At 46.2% G+C, this 15,361-nt stretch carries 15 protein-coding genes; 6 read left to right on the top strand and 9 right to left on the bottom strand.

All coding sequences use genetic code 11. The features are described from left to right. Positions 1-27: 27 nt before the first annotated feature. Together QZX97_RS10545 and QZX97_RS10540 are read right to left on the bottom strand one after the other, a co-directional pair. Positions 28-417, bottom strand: a complete 390-nt coding sequence (locus QZX97_RS10545) for a hypothetical protein (protein ID WP_295649952.1) — start codon at positions 415-417, stop codon at positions 28-30. A 222-nt stretch (positions 418-639) separates the two neighbouring features. After that, on the bottom strand, positions 640-771 hold the full coding sequence (locus QZX97_RS10540; protein ID WP_295649955.1) for a hypothetical protein: 132 nt from the start codon (positions 769-771) through the stop codon (positions 640-642). A gap of 171 nt (positions 772-942) precedes the next feature. Between QZX97_RS10540 and QZX97_RS10535 the strand changes: the two genes are divergently transcribed. After that, on the top strand, positions 943-2,067 hold the full coding sequence (locus QZX97_RS10535) for a Fic family protein (protein ID WP_295649957.1): 1,125 nt from the start codon (positions 943-945) through the stop codon (positions 2,065-2,067). 8 nt (positions 2,068-2,075) lie between these two features. Here QZX97_RS10535 and dapF read toward each other — a convergent pair whose 3' ends face one another. Then, on the bottom strand, positions 2,076-2,873 hold the full coding sequence (dapF, locus tag QZX97_RS10530) for a diaminopimelate epimerase (RefSeq protein WP_295649959.1): 798 nt from the start codon (positions 2,871-2,873) through the stop codon (positions 2,076-2,078). Between the two features lie 327 nt (positions 2,874-3,200). Here dapF and QZX97_RS10525 point away from each other — a divergent pair, with 327 nt between their 5' ends. Next, on the top strand, positions 3,201-4,757 hold the full coding sequence (locus tag QZX97_RS10525) for a trypsin-like peptidase domain-containing protein (RefSeq protein WP_295649985.1): 1,557 nt from the start codon (positions 3,201-3,203) through the stop codon (positions 4,755-4,757). Between the two features lie 73 nt (positions 4,758-4,830). On the opposite strand, the gene hisS is transcribed toward QZX97_RS10525, so the two are convergent. Beyond that, on the bottom strand, positions 4,831-6,204 hold the full coding sequence (hisS, locus tag QZX97_RS10520; RefSeq protein ID WP_295649962.1) for a histidine--tRNA ligase: 1,374 nt from the start codon (positions 6,202-6,204) through the stop codon (positions 4,831-4,833). Positions 6,205-6,224: 20 nt separating this feature from the next. Further along, positions 6,225-6,593, bottom strand: a complete 369-nt coding sequence (locus tag QZX97_RS10515) for a hypothetical protein (protein ID WP_295664643.1) — start codon at positions 6,591-6,593, stop codon at positions 6,225-6,227. A 54-nt stretch (positions 6,594-6,647) separates the two neighbouring features. Here QZX97_RS10515 and QZX97_RS10510 point away from each other — a divergent pair, with 54 nt between their 5' ends. Beyond that, positions 6,648-7,166, top strand: a complete 519-nt coding sequence (locus QZX97_RS10510) for a GNAT family N-acetyltransferase (protein ID WP_295649966.1) — start codon at positions 6,648-6,650, stop codon at positions 7,164-7,166. A 5-nt stretch (positions 7,167-7,171) separates the two neighbouring features. Here QZX97_RS10510 and QZX97_RS10505 read toward each other — a convergent pair whose 3' ends face one another. The 3 genes from QZX97_RS10505 to fumC all read right to left on the bottom strand — a co-directional run bounded on the left by QZX97_RS10505 (position 7,172) and on the right by fumC (position 9,649). Next, positions 7,172-7,612: a low molecular weight protein-tyrosine-phosphatase gene (locus QZX97_RS10505; protein ID WP_295649969.1), complete on the bottom strand. Its 441-nt coding sequence runs from the start codon at positions 7,610-7,612 to the stop codon at positions 7,172-7,174. Between the two features lie 6 nt (positions 7,613-7,618). Next, positions 7,619-8,158, bottom strand: a complete 540-nt coding sequence (locus QZX97_RS10500; protein WP_295649972.1) for a fumarate hydratase — start codon at positions 8,156-8,158, stop codon at positions 7,619-7,621. 93 nt (positions 8,159-8,251) lie between these two features. Beyond that, the gene (gene fumC, locus QZX97_RS10495) at positions 8,252-9,649 is read right to left on the bottom strand and encodes a class II fumarate hydratase (RefSeq protein WP_295649975.1); all 1,398 of its coding nucleotides are present in this window, start codon (positions 9,647-9,649) and stop codon (positions 8,252-8,254) included. A 199-nt stretch (positions 9,650-9,848) separates the two neighbouring features. Here fumC and QZX97_RS10490 point away from each other — a divergent pair, with 199 nt between their 5' ends. From QZX97_RS10490 to QZX97_RS10480, 3 genes are read left to right on the top strand one after another with little or no spacing between them, the layout of a single operon-like run. Continuing rightward, complete coding sequence (locus QZX97_RS10490) at positions 9,849-11,594, top strand: M14 family zinc carboxypeptidase (protein WP_295649979.1); 1,746 nt, start codon at positions 9,849-9,851, stop codon at positions 11,592-11,594. A 39-nt stretch (positions 11,595-11,633) separates the two neighbouring features. Next, positions 11,634-12,032, top strand: coding sequence for a hypothetical protein (locus QZX97_RS10485; RefSeq protein WP_295649981.1), 399 nt, complete (start codon positions 11,634-11,636; stop codon positions 12,030-12,032). Positions 12,033-12,052: 20 nt separating this feature from the next. Next, positions 12,053-12,997, top strand: coding sequence for an IS3 family transposase (locus tag QZX97_RS10480; RefSeq protein WP_295664642.1), 945 nt, complete (start codon positions 12,053-12,055; stop codon positions 12,995-12,997). A gap of 102 nt (positions 12,998-13,099) precedes the next feature. On the opposite strand, the gene QZX97_RS10475 is transcribed toward QZX97_RS10480, so the two are convergent. Then, on the bottom strand, positions 13,100-15,361 hold a 2,262-nt coding region (locus tag QZX97_RS10475; RefSeq protein WP_295664641.1), incomplete at its 5' end, for a hypothetical protein.

Raw genomic sequence — 15,361 nt, 5'->3', positions numbered from 1 at the left:
AATGGATTGATTTAATCTAACATTCACTTAGCGCTGCGTTTGCCTGCCCTCGGTTTCCGCAATGTTATCTAAATCTGCATTGTATAATCGCTCAACAGTAGTGTTCTTTTTTTGAGCAAGCAATTTTTCACTTTCAATAAATTGTCCATCCCAATCTTGCATATACTCATCCCAAACTTCTTTGTCAATTTTGCTATGATTAGGAAGTCCGCCAACACCTCTCTTTCTTAAATTCTCGTCAAAACTTGCAAGGTTGCCCAATTTGCGAACCACTGCACCCGGCGTTCTGCCAATTAAAACCGCAAGTTCGATAACATCTGGATTTGTACTGTGCATTTTCCCAAATGGTATTTTGGAGTACAGATTAACTGCTAAAATGCACTGCTCTTTAGTCCATAGGGTTTGGCCTTCTTTCATTCGTTGGGTTTAGAAACACTAATCTAAGTCTTCTTGCTCAATAAATAGGTATTTGCACTCCCAATTTAAACATTCTTCTATCTTTCCTTTAAAATTCGTATGCGCAAAATCAGCAACTAAATCTGTGCGGGTGAGGCAAATGGGGCATTGGGTCGGCTGTTCCGACATAATGAATATGAGTAGATTGTCCGACATCCAATAAAGATATTGGACTTAAATAGATTAGTCAATCGGATATAGGTGAACTTTTAGAATGTGCAGAAACCTGCGCACCAGCATTTCGGGTTTGGTATTCTTACCCTTAATCCGCGACATGTTGTAACTTCTAACCGCCTTGCTGTGTACATCTGCCATATACAAAGCTACAAATAGCGGGCTTCAAATATTTCAAAACTAAATTTGAAAATTAAAATTAGCCGCTCTCTTATTTTAGTTTTTAGCAAAAATCTAAAATAATAATGCCCACTATTTTAGTTTTTAGCAAAAATCTAAAATAAGCATTACCTTTGTTTTAATTATAACCACATGAAAACATTTAAATCGGGTGTTTATATTAATCAGGGTTACTACAAAAGTTTTCAGCCAAACTTTATTAATAAGGAGTGGCAGCTTGATGATATGGAAGTGATAAACCTGTTAGGTCAGGCTGATAGACAACTGGGCAGACTTGATATGTATTCAGAGTATATACCCAATATTGAACTTTTCATTAGTATGCACATCGCTAAAGAAGCCACACAATCCAGTAAGATAGAAGGGACTCATACTAACGTTGAAGAAGCATTTTTAGACAGAGAGGAAATTTCGCAAGAGAAGAGAGACGATTGGGAAGAAGTACAAAACTATATTCAAGCAATGAATACGGCGATCTCTCTACTTGACGATCTTCCTTTTTCCTCACGACTAATAAGAGAGACCCATAAAATACTGCTACAAGGAGTACGGGGGGAGCATAAACAGCCAGGAAACTTTAGGACGAGCCAAAATTGGATCGGCGGTGCATCTATAAGTGATGCGACTTTTATCCCACCTGTTCACACATCGATACCCGAATTGATGTCGGACATGGAGAAATTTGCAAACGATGAGTTAAACAAATTTCCTGAACTACTAAAAATTGCTCTGCTTCATTATCAATTCGAAACGGTACACCCCTTTTTAGATGGGAACGGCCGGGTAGGAAGATTAATGATAACGCTTTATTTGGTAAGTAAAAATATTTTGAAAAAACCCATTCTATACCTTTCAGACTTTTTAGAAAGAAATAGAAGCCTTTATTATGATAACTTAATGTTGGTAAGAGAAAAAGGAAATTTAAATCAATGGTTTAAGTTTTTTTTGGTGGGAGTTATTGAAACAGCAAAAAGCAGTATTAAAACATTTGATGGTATTCTTCAATTGCAAAAACAAGTTGATACTAAACTTCAATTATTGGGTAGCAGGGCTGTAAATGCTCAAAAAATAATGCATCATTTATACCAAAGACCTGTAATTCAGGGACAAAAAATAGCTGAGATTACAGGGCTGTCTACTGCAACAGGTTATAAACTTTTAGGAGATTTAGAAGCACTTGAAATACTTGTAGAAGTAACCGGAGCCCAAAGAGGCAAGTTATATGTATTTAAAGACTATGTTGAATATTTTAAATAATCACCCCCTCAGACCTCCAAAACCCCCTCAAACACCTTCACAGCCGGGCCTTCCAGATAGATATCGGTAAACCGGGCACCATCGTAGTTGAAGCAGATGGACAGGTTGCCGCCTAATACATTTATCGGTGTAACTATATGCCCTGTTTGTTGGTTATGTTGCGCCATGGCGAGGGCTACGGCGGTAACGCCGGTCCCGCAGGCGTAGGTTTCGTTTTCGACCCCGCGCTCAAAGGTGCGCACAAAATAGCCGTCGGCATCGGGTTCCACAAAGTTTACGTTGATGCCTTGGGCTTTATAAGTGGGGTTATTGCGTATGGCATGGCCATCGTGGTATACGTCTTTATTGGCAAGGCCGGTAGTGAGGGCTACGTAATGCGGCGAGCCGGTGTTGAGTACGTAGGCCTCGCCGTCGCGGGTAATGTGGTCAACGTTTATCATCTGCAGGCTTACCCAGTCGCCGCTTTCTGCAATTTTGGCATAATGCGGACCATCAACCGCCAAAAAGTTAGTTTCGGTGTCAATCACGCCTAACATCTTCGCGAAAGCAACTATACAGCGCCCGCCATTGCCGCACATGCTGCTGGGGCGGCCATCGGCGTTGTAGTATACCATTTCGAAATCAAAGCCTTCGTGGCTTTGCAAAAACATCATGCCATCGGCACCCACGCCAAAGCGGCGGTCGCATATTTTGGCTATGCGGTCGGGGTTTTGATGGTCGAAATAGTCCCGATAGCTATCGGGACGGTTATCCACCAACACAAAATCGTTGCCCGCGCCCTGGTATTTGTAAAACTTTGTTTTCACGCTGCAATATTAGTATCTTTAATGTTAAATGCCGTAATTTAAGGGTAAAATATCGACTCACCCGGTCTTCGCTACGCTTGACCACCCTCTCTTCGCCTGCGGCGGAAAGAGGGTTAAGCCCATTTTCGTACCCTCTTTCCGCGAAACGGAGAGAGGGTCAACCAGCGTAGCGCAGTTGGGGTGAGTCAATGCGCATAGGCTGCAAAAAGGCAGTTTTTAACATTTTAACATTTTTTAACAAAACCCGGGGTAATTAAGTATTGACAAATTCGTCTATATGGTATTATTTTTGAGATAGCAAAAGAACAGGAGAAAAAGACTATGAATATGAAAAATTTTGGATTGACCGTATTGACCGCGATTATCGGTGGCGCAATAGCCATTGGCGGTTATAAAATTTTTGAAAAGAACGTAAACCCCATGTCGTTCGAAGACCAGCAGAAAGTGTATTTCGCCAGTAACCACTTGCCGCCCGTAATGGCATCGAGCACAGGCGACCTCGACTTTACCGAAGCCGCGGCTATTGTAACCCCGGCTGTAGTGTACATCCGTACCACTTATGCCGCAGCCGATAACGGCCAGCAAGACCAAATGGAGCAAATGTTTGGCCAAATGTTCGGTCAGCGTATGCGCCCGCAAGGCCCGCAACGCGCGTCGGGTTCGGGAGTGATCATTTCGCCCGATGGTTATATTGTAACCAATAACCACGTAGTGGACAAAGCCGACAAAATCGAAATCACCACCAACGACAAGCACACTTACCTGGCCAAGGTAATCGGCACCGACCCTAATACGGATTTGGCCCTCATCAAAATCAACGCCACTAACCTGCCTATTGTAAAATTGGGCAACAGCGATAACGCCCGTGTTGGCGAATGGGTATTGGCCGTAGGTAACCCTTTTAACTTAACATCAACCGTAACAGCCGGTATCATCAGCGCCAAAGGTCGTCAAATCGGCATTATCGGCAGCGAAAACAACGATGACAGCGGCGATGCAAGTCCTTTTGGCAATATGCGCAGGCAGCAACAACAAACAGCGCCAATAGCCAATAAAGCTATAGAATCGTTTATACAAACTGACGCGGCTATTAACCCCGGTAACAGCGGTGGTGCATTGGTAAACACCAAAGGCGAGCTGATCGGCATTAATGCAGCCATCGCATCGCAAACAGGTTCGTACGAAGGTTATGGCTTTGCCATCCCGGTTAATCTGGCTAAAAAGGTGTTGAACGATATTCAAAAATACGGAACCGTAAAACGCGCTTTTGTAGGTGTTAGCTTCCGCGAACTGAACCCGGATTTGGCGCAAGAATTAAAAATTGATGCCAATACCAATGGTTTATATGTTGACCAATTGGTTGAAGGCGGTGGCGCCGAACAAGCCGGTATTAAACAAGGCGACATTATCACCAAAGTGAACGGTAAGACCATCACCGAATCGTCGGATCTGCAGGAAACTGTGGGTAGGTTAACCCCCGGCGACAAAATCAACCTGACCGTATTGCGTGGCGGAAGCGAGAAAAATTACGAAGTAACTTTAAAAGGTGAGAGCGCTCCAAAAGCTTTGGTAAGTACCAAAACCGCCGAAGAGATATACAATAAATTAGGCGCCAGCTTCCAGCCATTGAGCGCCAGCCAAAAAGCCAAGTTCGGTGTAAAATCGGGCGTGGTGGTTACGCAGGTGCGTGCAGGTAAAATGTTTGATGAACTGGGCATAGAAACCGGTTCGGTGATTACCAGCATCAATTATGTAGCCGTTAACAGCTCGGCCGATATTGACGGCGCTATTGCCAAAACAAAAGACGGTAACCTGCGCATATCGGGCATCGACCCACAAGGCGGAACCTTTAATAACGTATATGGCGGCATAGCCGTAAAATAATAAGGTAAAGCATTTACCAATAAAAAACCCCGGCAAATATTGTCGGGGTTTTTTGTTTGAGACTTTTGACTTTTTACGCAACCAACATGGCCACAATCATCTCGGTAGATAGTTTCTCCTGATCGCCGGTGTGCATGTTTTTGAGGGTGAGCAGTCCGCTTTCCATTTCATCGCTGCCAATTACTACTACGTAAGGTATTTGCTTGTTATTGGCGTAATCCAGTTGCTTTTTCATTTTGGCACCTGCGGGGTAAAGCTCGGCACTGATGTTGCGGCCGCGCAGTTCCTGCAAAAAGGGCAGGGCATATTTTTCACCATGTTTGTCGAAGCAGCAAATCAACACCTGGGTGGTTTGCACCGCTGTTTCGGGGAATAGTTTCAGTTCTTCCAGTACGTCGTATATCCTGTCGGCACCGAAGGAAATACCGCAACCTGTAATGCCTTTTAGCCCGAACATGCCGGTGAGGTCGTCGTAACGCCCGCCGCCGCCAATACTGCCCATGGCTGCCTGGTTGGTCTTCACTTCGAATATAGCGCCTGTATAATAATTGAGTCCGCGGGCCAGGGTAATATCCAGTTCGAGGGTAGCTTTTGTTTCGTGCAGGTGTTTCAGGTAGTTGAAAATTTCTTCAATTTCATCGCAACCCTTCAAGCCAATTTCCGAATGTTTCAAAGCTTTGCGAAGGCTATCCAACTTTTCTTCGTTGCTGCCTTGCAGTAAAATAACCGGGCGCAATTTCTCAATATCGTGTTCGGTAAAGCCTTTTTCAAGCAGTTCTTTTATCACACCATCCAAGCCAATTTTGTCCAGCTTATCAATAGCTACGGTGAGGTCGATGATGTCATCAGCTTTGTCTATAACTTCTGCAATTCCGGATAGTATTTTTCTATTATTGATTTTTATGGTAAAATCATCCAATCCGAGGGCACTCAACGCTTCATCGTAAATCAATACAAACTCGGCCTCGTTTAGTAACGAATCGGAACCAACTACATCGGCATCGCATTGGTAAAACTCGCGGTAACGGCCTTTTTGCGGCCTGTCGGCGCGCCATACGGGCTGTACCTGGAAGCGTTTGAAGGGGAAGGTAATTTCGTTTTGGTGCATCACCACGTAGCGCGCGAAGGGCACGGTGAGGTCGTAGCGGAGTGCTTTTTCGGAGATCTCTTGAGTGATGAGTTGCGGGTTGCGGGTTGCGAGTTTTTCTTCGCTTATGCCGGATAAGTAATCGCCGCTGTTTAGTATCTTAAATATCAGTTTATCGCCTTCATCGCCATATTTGCCCATCAGGGTGGACAGGTTTTCCATAGCCGGCGTTTCAATTTGCTGGTAGCCGTATTTGCGGAATACCCCTTTTATGGTATCGAAAATATAATTGCGCTTCGCCATTTCGGTGGGCGAAAAATCACGTGTTCCCCGCGGGGTGGATGGTTTGATGGATGCCATTCGGCAAAGGTAAGTATTTACTAGTATTTGGATGAATGCAATAAGCCGCTTGGCTTTTTATTGCTCATGAGCAGGCAAAAAACAATAAAAGCTATGGAAGTACCAAATGGAAAATACCATAGCGTGAGTACGCAAACGGCTAAGCCAATGAGAAATGCACTGGGTTCCCTTTTCCATAATAAAGATACAAAGTATAGCCATGCGCCACCATAAACCAGAAAAAACGGACCGAGCGCAAATGCGCTAATACCAAAGCTGCTTACCATATCAACCCAGGGCCGAGGTATAAATGAGCCGAAGTATTCGCCGGTCAGCAACTCATACGTGCCGTTAAACAGCATGAAGCCGCCGAGAATTGAACCTAATATGATAGACAGTATACGTAACAAAACATTCAACTTTGGGGAGCGCAAATATAGCGATTATTTGCGTATTTTTGAAATATGCCCGTTATTACCAGCACCCCACGCGTTATTATCCGCGAATTTTTACCGGAAGAAGAGGAATTGTTGATTGGCCTGTTGACCGACCAACGCATTAACGCCGACCTGCCCAAACGTACCGTGGACCAAATGCGCGAAGTGTTCCGCGAAACCATTGCCGATTATTTGCAAGGCATCAAGCTGACACGCTGGGCCATTGTTGATGCCCTTAACGGGGATTTTATAGGCCTGGCGCTTTTAAAATATGTTGCCGACGAGCCGCATAAAGCCGAATTGGGCTATGTGCTGCACCTGGCGCATCACGGAAAGGGCATTGCCACAGAACTATCAAAAGCTTTGGTGGTATATGGTTTTGAAAAGGCAGGCCTTGCCGAAATATTCGCGGTAACTACACATCGTAATACCCCTTCGCAAAATGTGTTGTTGAAAGCCGGGCTGGTGCAGGGCGAGCATGTTTTCAGGCATGACCAGGAGTTGTCATTTTTTAAGCTGACGCGGGAGGAATACTATAAATCCTGAAAAGCTTAACTACCGATATATTTAGCCAACAGGTCTTTACATCCCTGCTCCACCAAATTAAACACCGGCGCGAACTGGGTATCATCGTGATATGGGTCGGGGACTTCTTTGTCGCCGAGGAGCATGATTACTTTGGCTTTGTCCTGCTCGTTGCGGGCAAGGTTTAATACGTCGGTGCGGTTGCTGCGGTCCATCACCACGATGAGGTCGAAATCATCAAAATCGCGAATGCGGAACTGGCGGCATATTTGATTGCTGATATCGATACCATGTTTCAGGGCTTCGCGGGTGGAGCGGCGGTCGGGACCCTGACCGATGTGCCAGTTACCGGTACCGGCCGAGTCGACCTGCCAATCGAGGCCGCGCTCTTTTACCAATTGTTCCATTACCCCGTGCGCCAGCGGCGAGCGGCATATATTGCCAAGGCAAACCATGAGTATCTTCATAAAAACTTATAAGGGTTTGGGTACACAGCTTGTTCTTTTTATCAATTTTAGTTTAAACGGCAAAGTGCCCGACAGCGGCTGTAGTTGCAATACAGAATCGCCTTTGGGGCTGATCTTGAAACTCTCGGCATAGGGGCCTGTGTTAAAACAACCTGCAGTAACTTTCAAGGTATAGTCGGCGTTGCAATAGTAGCCGTTAATGCGCAGGGTATCGTGACTTTGCGTGTAGGTGGCGCGGGCATATTCGAACCAGTGGCCATTGCGCATACAGGTATCGGCACCGTAATTTACTTTGCTAAAGTTCTCCATACGGATAAAAACAGAATCGCAGCTGAAACGGAAACCGTACAGCGCATAATTGACGAGTTGTTTGCTGTTGGCGAGCGAGTCCTGCTGCCAGGTGCCTTGTATGGCGGCTTCGCCTTTGCCTTGCAGGGATGGGTTGAAGGAACAGGAAAAGGAGCATAAAGCTAAAAGCAAAAAGCAGAAAGCTTTTTGGAAGCTTAAAGCGGAAAGCTTAAAGCAGAAAGCTTTTTTAAAATTCATCACTAAAAGTGTAAAAAGTTTCTGCATTACGGTAATCAAAAGCCCTCCCTTCCGGGGAGGGTTGGGAGGGGCTGGTTAGTTGTGTTGGGGCCCTTATTTCAAACCGCCTATCATATCTTCGGGTTTTACCCACTCGTCGAACTGCTCATTGGTGAGGAGGCCTAAGCCTACTGCTGCCTGGCGTAGGGAAAGGTTTTCCTTCAGGGCCTTTTTGGCGATTTTGGCGGCGTTTTCATAACCGATATGCGGGTTAAGCGCGGTTACCAGCATCAGCGAGTTTTCGAGGTGTTTTTTGATGCCTTCGTAGTTGGGCTCGATGCCAACGGCGCAATGGTCGTTAAAGGATACGCAAGCGTCACCTATCAGGCGGGCCGATTGTAAAAAGTTGGCGGCCATTACCGGTTTGAACACGTTCAGCTCGTAGTGGCCGTTGGAACCGGCGATAGAGATGGTAACATCATTACCCATTACCTGCGCGGCAACCATGGTTACGGCTTCGTTTTGGGTAGGGTTAACCTTGCCCGGCATGATGGACGAACCAGGCTCATTATCCGGAATATGTATTTCGCCGATGCCCGAGCGCGGACCTGAGGCCAGCATGCGGATATCGTTAGCTATTTTCATTAAGGACACCGCGATCTGTTTTAGCGCGCCATGTGTTTCTACGATGGCATCGTGCGCGGCCAGGGCCTCAAATTTGTTATCCGCAGTGCGGAAAGGGATGCCGGTAAATTTGGCAATGTACTCGGCTACCTTTACATCGTAACCTTTGGGGGTATTGATGCCGGTACCTACAGCCGTCCCGCCAAGGGCAAGCTCGCTTAGGTGGTCGAGGGTATTTCTTAAAGCTTTTAAACCATGGTCGAGTTGGGATACATAGCCGGAGAACTCTTGTCCGAGTGTTAAAGGTGTGGCGTCCATCAGGTGGGTACGGCCGATTTTTACTACCGATTTAAACGCTTCGGACTTTGCTTTTAGTGTATCGCGCAGTTTTTCGATGCCGGGGATGGTTGTTTCCACCACCATTTTGTAGGCCGCGATGTGCATGGCCGTTGGGTAAGTATCGTTGGATGATTGCGATTTGTTCACGTCATCGTTCGGGTGGATAAAGGTTTTACCTTCGCCCAGTTTATTGCCCGCTACCACGTGTGCGCGGTTGGCAATTACCTCGTTCACGTTCATGTTTGATTGTGTGCCCGAACCGGTTTGCCATATCACCAGGGGGAACTCGGATGCCAAGCCACCTGCCAGTATCTCATCGCAAACGGCGGCAATCTGGTCGCGTTTTTCGGCGGGGAGTACACCGCAATCGGTATTGGTGTAGGCGGCGGCTTTCTTTAAATAAGCAAAAGCGGCGATGATCTCCTTTGGCATGGATGCCTCGGGGCCAATTTTAAAGTTATTGCGCGAGCGTTCTGTTTGCGCGCCCCAGTACTTGTCGGCAGGTACCTGTACCTCGCCCATGGTATCGTGTTCGGTCCTAAAACTCATGGTGTTAAATTTGCGCCAAATATAGGGGGATTTCACACATTTTCACATTAAAAACTGTCATTTCGAACGAGGTACGAGGAGAAAACTTCGCGGACTACACCAGCTTGCGGAGTCCGCTTTGCGAAGATTTCTCTCTATCGTTCGAAATGACAAGGAATGGTTGAAAAACTTATATTTGTAAAAACTGCCCTCCAATCACATGAAAAAAATAACCGCCTTTTTGCTGCTATGCTTTGGCATACAAACCGCCTTTGCGCAACTTACGCCATTCGAACTACATAAAGACAAAAACTATACGGCTACTTATGCCGAAGTCATCAGCTATTACCAAAAACTGGTGAAAGGGAAGGATCAGGTGAAGCTCATTAACTACGGCATGACGGATATCGGCAAACCGCTTACCCTCATTGTGCTTTCGCGGGATAAGGTGTTTAATCCGGAGCAGATCAAAAAGCAGCATAAAACGGTTGTGCTCATCAATAACGGCATACACCCGGGCGAGCCGGAAGGTATTGATGCCAGTATGATGCTGGTGCGCGATATGCTGAAAAAGAACAGTCTGCCGAAAAACTTAGTCATTTGTATGGTGGCGGTTTATAATATTGATGGTTGTATGAACCGCGGCCTTTCGCGCATTACGCAAAACGGGCCCGAGGCTTATGGCTTCCGCGGGAATTACCGCAATCTGGATTTGAACCGCGATTTTATTAAGGCCGACAGCCGCAATGCCCTTGCTTTTATGCAGATACTCAATACCTGGCAGCCGCAGGTTTTTGTGGACAACCATACCAGCGACGGTGCCGATTACCAATATGTGATGACGCTCATCGAGACCCAAAAGGATAAACAAAACCCTATACTGGCTAAATATACCAGCAATACGCTAAGCCCTGAGCTGTACAAACGCATGAAAAAGAGCGGGTATGAAATGACGCCTTATGTAGAAAGCATGCGCGGCGGCAGTTTGGATTCGGGCATTGTGGGGTATTTGGAAACGCCGCGCTACTCCACCGGGTATACGGTTCAGCATAACATCATCAGCTATGTTACCGAAACGCATATGTTAAAACCTTTTGCCCCGCGGGTGTATGCCACTTACGACTTTATGCAAAACCTTTTTGATATTTGCGAGCGCGACGCGGCGCTTATCCGCAACCTGCAGCATGATGCCGATGAGCAGGTAAAACAACAGAAAACTTTCGCGCTGAACTGGCGGCTTGACCCGACGACTTTTGATACCATCACCTTTAAAGGTTTTGCCGCCGCGCATAAGCCCAGCGAAGTGAGCGGCCTGCCCCGTTTGTATTACGACCGCAGCAAGCCCTACACACATACCATCCGCTATTATAACAATTACGTGGTTAGCGCTACGGCAGATAAACCGGTGGCCTATGTGATACCACAGGCCTGGAGCAAGGTGATTGAGCTGTTTAAGCTGAACAAGGTGGCCATGAAACAGCTAAGCCACGATACCACGCTGAACCTGCAGATGTATTATATCGGCGATATGCGCACGCCCACACGCCCTTACGAAGGCCATTACCTGCATAGCAACGTGCAGCTAAAACCTACCGATATGCCCATTAAATTTTACGCCGGCGATTACGTGGTGTACACCAACCAGGCCATTAACCGCTATATTGTGGAGACGCTGGAACCGCAGGGCGTGGACTCGTTTTTTGCGTGGAACTTTTTTGATTCGATGTTAACGGAGAAGGAGCATTTTTCGGACTATGTGTTTGAGGATATTGCCGCGGACCTGCTGAAAAAAGACCCGGAACTGAAAAAGAAAATGGACGAGCAAAGCGCCAAAGACCCCAACTTTATTAAAAGCGCCAACGCGCAACTGGAGTTTATTTACCAAAACTCGCCCTACCACGAGAAGGAGGGTAACCGCTACCCGGTGGGCAGGTTGATGACTGATGTGAAGTTGGATTTGAGGTAGTGTCTTGTCCTAAAATAGGTTTACGTAAAGTAAACTAAAATGAAAGAAACAAAGACAAAACCTGGGCGCCTCCCTGCACAAATTTTTAATGAGGCTTTTAAGCGAAAAGTATGTGATGAATATTTACGTACAGGTGTGGCCAAAACCAGTTTATTGGCGAAGTATAATATCAAATATCGCAGTGCGATTCAAACTTGGCTAAAGCAATTAGGCTATGTGGATATTTACCAGAAAGTGGCATATTTGGATATCAAAAACCAATTCACTTTGGCTACAAAGAAAACCACTAAAAGAATATCACCATCAGACCAAACGCTCGAAAGCCGTGTAAAGGAATTAGAACGCTTACTGGAAGATGAACAATTACGTTCAGATGCCTATAAAAGGATGATCGATATTGCTGAAAAGGAACTGAACATACCTATCAGAAAAAAGTAGGTTACCAGGTAATCCATGAGATGAAAGACAGTTACGGCAAGGTAAGCCTTGTTCGGCTCTGTCGGTTACTTGGTATCACGCGTCAGGCCTATTATCAGCACTTTTGGCATCAGGAAGCTGTGAACTTAGAAGAACGCCTTGTTATAGCGCAGGTATTGCAAATTCGTAAACAACACCGATGCATGGGTGGCAGGAAACTATACGAATTGCTCCAGCCCTTTTTACTCGAACACGGGATCAAGATGGGTAGAGACGCATTATTTGACCTGTTAGCTGCAAACGGCTTGCTTATTAAGAAAAGACGCAGGTATGCGGTCACCACTTTTTCAAATCACTGGCTAAAGAAATGGCCCAATCTGATCAGGGAGAAAGAGTTTAATAATGTAAACGAGTTATGGGTAAGCGATATAACTTATTGGAAGATTGGTGGGCGACACGCCTATGTTAGTTTTATTACTGATGTCTATTCACATAAGATCGTAGGCTATCATGTTGCTGAAACATTGGAAAGTATAGAAACCATAAAAGCTTTAAAAATGGCATTAAAAGGTGTAGCCGGAAAGAACCTCAAACCATTGATCCATCACTCAGACCGGGGTGTGCAATATTGTGCCGCTGATTATGTAAAGCTATTGCAGGATAAAAGCATCCAGATCAGCATGACCGAGAATGGCGATCCGTTAGAAAATGCAGTAGCCGAAAAAGTCAACGGAATCCTTAAAAACGAATATCTAAAACACTATCAGGTCAATGATATTAAAGAAGCCAAAACGAAATTAGACAGAGCTGTCGCTTTATATAATGATCAAAGGCCTCATTTAAGTATTGGAATGTTAACCCCTACAGCCGTTCACGAAAACAATCTAAAAACAGATAAACTATGGAAAAACTATTATGATAAAAACCGTAAAATTGTAAACGTATTTCAGGACACAAATCAACCTGTAAACCTATTACAGGATTAATCTAAAAACTGTAAACTTTTTTAGGACGAGACAGGGGGAATCGAACAGCGGGGGATACAAAAAGCCTGTGGTGCGGATAACACCGACCACAGGCTGTACCATTTAGAACCTGAACCAATGCCCCGCGCCATCGCTCATTAGTTTAAAGAAGATAAGTCCGGTCTCCGAAGTTTGTCCAAAGTTGCCCGTAATCGTATCATTTATCTTATCACTGCCTTGTCTTGATATGCCGATACCACCAGCTAAAGTGGTAGAACCATCGAACAGATAAATGACTTGGCCTTTTGTACTGGCAACTGCTAATGGAAGAGTCACGTTAACGCCATCGGTAACGTTGTAAACTTGCATAGTAGCTCCGGCTGAAATTGCGCCAGCGGTAGTAATAGTGCCCATAGTAAGGTTGGTGTTGCTTTGCGTTGGTGCCCATGTGGGCGTACCGCTGCCATTGGTAGTTAAAACCTGGCCGCTGGTGCCATCTGTATTTGGGTAAGTAACCGCGCCCGCGGTTATGGTACCGCTGGTGCTAACATTGGTTACCGATGTATTACCCAATTGTATGGTATTGTTTGCCGCTACTTTGGCACCGTAACCAATTGCGGTGGCGTTGCTTAATGCACTTGTTGCCACATCGGCTAAGGTGCCCAATGCCGTATTAAAGCCCCCTGTAGTATTTGTTTGTAACGCTTGGGACCCAAACGCAGTATTAAAACCGCCGGTTGTGTTTGAACTCATTACGCCATTACCGATTGCTGTGTTATATTGCCCGGTTGTATTTGAATACAACGCCTGGAATCCGGCTGCGGTATTGGCACCACCTGTTAAATTATTTGACAAAACAAAAGAACCGAGGGCTGTATTTTGAGCGTTTTGGCCATTGCCCAATCCTATTGTTAAACCATTCACCGTCAAATCGTGAGCACCTAAATTGACCGCGCCGGTAGCACCGGTGTAAGGTACGCCGGTGGCTACTACCGGTTGCCATGTAGGCGTACCGCTGCCGTTGGTAGTTAACACCTGGCCGCTGGTACCATCCGTATTTGGATAGGTAACCGCGCCTGCAGTAACTGTACCGCTCGTTTTTACGTTAGTTACAAATCCATTACCTAATTGTATGGTATTGGTTGCGTTAACGGTGGCCCCAAAACCAATTGCCGTGGCATTAGATAAATTACTAGTTCCAACATTGGCGCTCGCCCCTATTGCTGTATTTTGGGAGCCGGTTGTATTTGAATATAAAGCTGAGTTGCCAATACCGGTATTGTCGCTCCCGGTTGTGTTTGCAACCAATGAATTTACGCCACTCGCTGTATTGGTATTACCCGTTGTGTTTGAATTCATCGAGCCTTGTCCACTGGCTGTGTTGTTATTACCTATGGTGTTACTAGCCAATGCGGTACCACCGGTAGCAACGTTGCTGCTTCCTGTGGTGTTTGCCGCCAGTGCCCCAAAGCCTGTGGCAGTGTTGAAACTGGCTGTTGTATTTGAATTTAACGCAGTGGTTCCGACCGCTGTATTAAAGGCCCCGGTTGTATTTGCACTTAACGTACTTGCTCCAATTGCTGTATTACGGGCCCCGGTTGTATTAAATGATAAAGTGGAAGACCCGACAGCGGTACTTAAAAAACCGCTGCTGTTGCTGCCAAGCGCTTGTACGCCGAGTGCTACGTTGTTTGTCTGCGCCCCTGCGCCTAAACCAACGGTTACGCCATGCACGGTAAGGTCGTAAGCGCCTAAATTTACCGCACCTGTAGCACCGGTATAAGGTATGCCACCGCCATATTGTGGGATATTTAAAGTACCACTGCTATAAGTTGCCGCCCCACTTGAGCCTGTTGTGGTTAAGGTAAAGTTTGGTCCAGTAGCTCCTGTTGCACCAGTAGCTCCTGTTGCACGGGTAGAACCTGTAATACCTTGCGCACCGGTTGCACCGTTAGAACCGGTAGCACCTGTTGCTCCGGTCGCTCCTGCTAAGCCTGTCGCTCCTGTAGAACCCGTGGCACCTGTCGAACCTGTGGCGCCTGCCAAACCTGTCGCACCTATAGAACCCGTTGCACCTGTGGCACCTGTCGAACCTGTTGCGCCCGCTAAACCTTGAATACCTTGAGCACCAGTTGTGCCTGTGGCACCTGTCGAACCTGTTGCGCCTGCTAAACCTTGAATACCTTGAGCTCCAGTTGCGCCTGTGGCACCAGTGGCCCCTGTTGCGCCGTTTGCACCCGCCAAACCTTGTGTACCTTGTATACCTTGAGCACCGGTTGCACCTGTAGCTCCAGTGGCACCAGTAACACCTGCCAGACCGGTAGCGCCGGTAGCACCTGTTATACCTTGTATACCAGTAGCACCAGTAGCACCGGTTACACCATT

Source organism: uncultured Mucilaginibacter sp., assembly GCF_903893715.1.
GTDB lineage: Bacteria > Bacteroidota > Bacteroidia > Sphingobacteriales > Sphingobacteriaceae > Mucilaginibacter.
Note: the sequence above shows the minus strand (reverse complement) of the source record. Positions and strands in the feature narration are given on the sequence as shown.

Bases quoted from the DNA above. Each gene is read 5' to 3' on its own strand.
- fumC (WP_295649975.1), bottom strand. From the start codon at position 9,649: ATGAGTTTTAGGACCGAACACGATACCATGGGCGAGGTACAGGTACCT.
- QZX97_RS10500 (WP_295649972.1), bottom strand. From the start codon at position 8,158: ATGAATTTTAAAAAAGCTTTCTGCTTTAAGCTTTCCGCTTTAAGCTTC.
- hisS (WP_295649962.1), bottom strand. From the start codon at position 6,204: ATGGCATCCATCAAACCATCCACCCCGCGGGGAACACGTGATTTTTCG.
- QZX97_RS10540 (WP_295649955.1), bottom strand. From the start codon at position 771: ATGGCAGATGTACACAGCAAGGCGGTTAGAAGTTACAACATGTCGCGG.
- QZX97_RS10505 (WP_295649969.1), bottom strand. From the start codon at position 7,612: ATGAAGATACTCATGGTTTGCCTTGGCAATATATGCCGCTCGCCGCTG.
- QZX97_RS10535 (WP_295649957.1), top strand. From the start codon at position 943: ATGAAAACATTTAAATCGGGTGTTTATATTAATCAGGGTTACTACAAA.
- QZX97_RS10490 (WP_295649979.1), top strand. From the start codon at position 9,849: ATGAAAAAAATAACCGCCTTTTTGCTGCTATGCTTTGGCATACAAACC.
- QZX97_RS10485 (WP_295649981.1), top strand. From the start codon at position 11,634: ATGAAAGAAACAAAGACAAAACCTGGGCGCCTCCCTGCACAAATTTTT.
- QZX97_RS10545 (WP_295649952.1), bottom strand. From the start codon at position 417: ATGAAAGAAGGCCAAACCCTATGGACTAAAGAGCAGTGCATTTTAGCA.
- QZX97_RS10525 (WP_295649985.1), top strand. From the start codon at position 3,201: ATGAAAAATTTTGGATTGACCGTATTGACCGCGATTATCGGTGGCGCA.
- QZX97_RS10510 (WP_295649966.1), top strand. From the start codon at position 6,648: ATGCCCGTTATTACCAGCACCCCACGCGTTATTATCCGCGAATTTTTA.
- QZX97_RS10480 (WP_295664642.1), top strand. From the start codon at position 12,053: ATGAAAGACAGTTACGGCAAGGTAAGCCTTGTTCGGCTCTGTCGGTTA.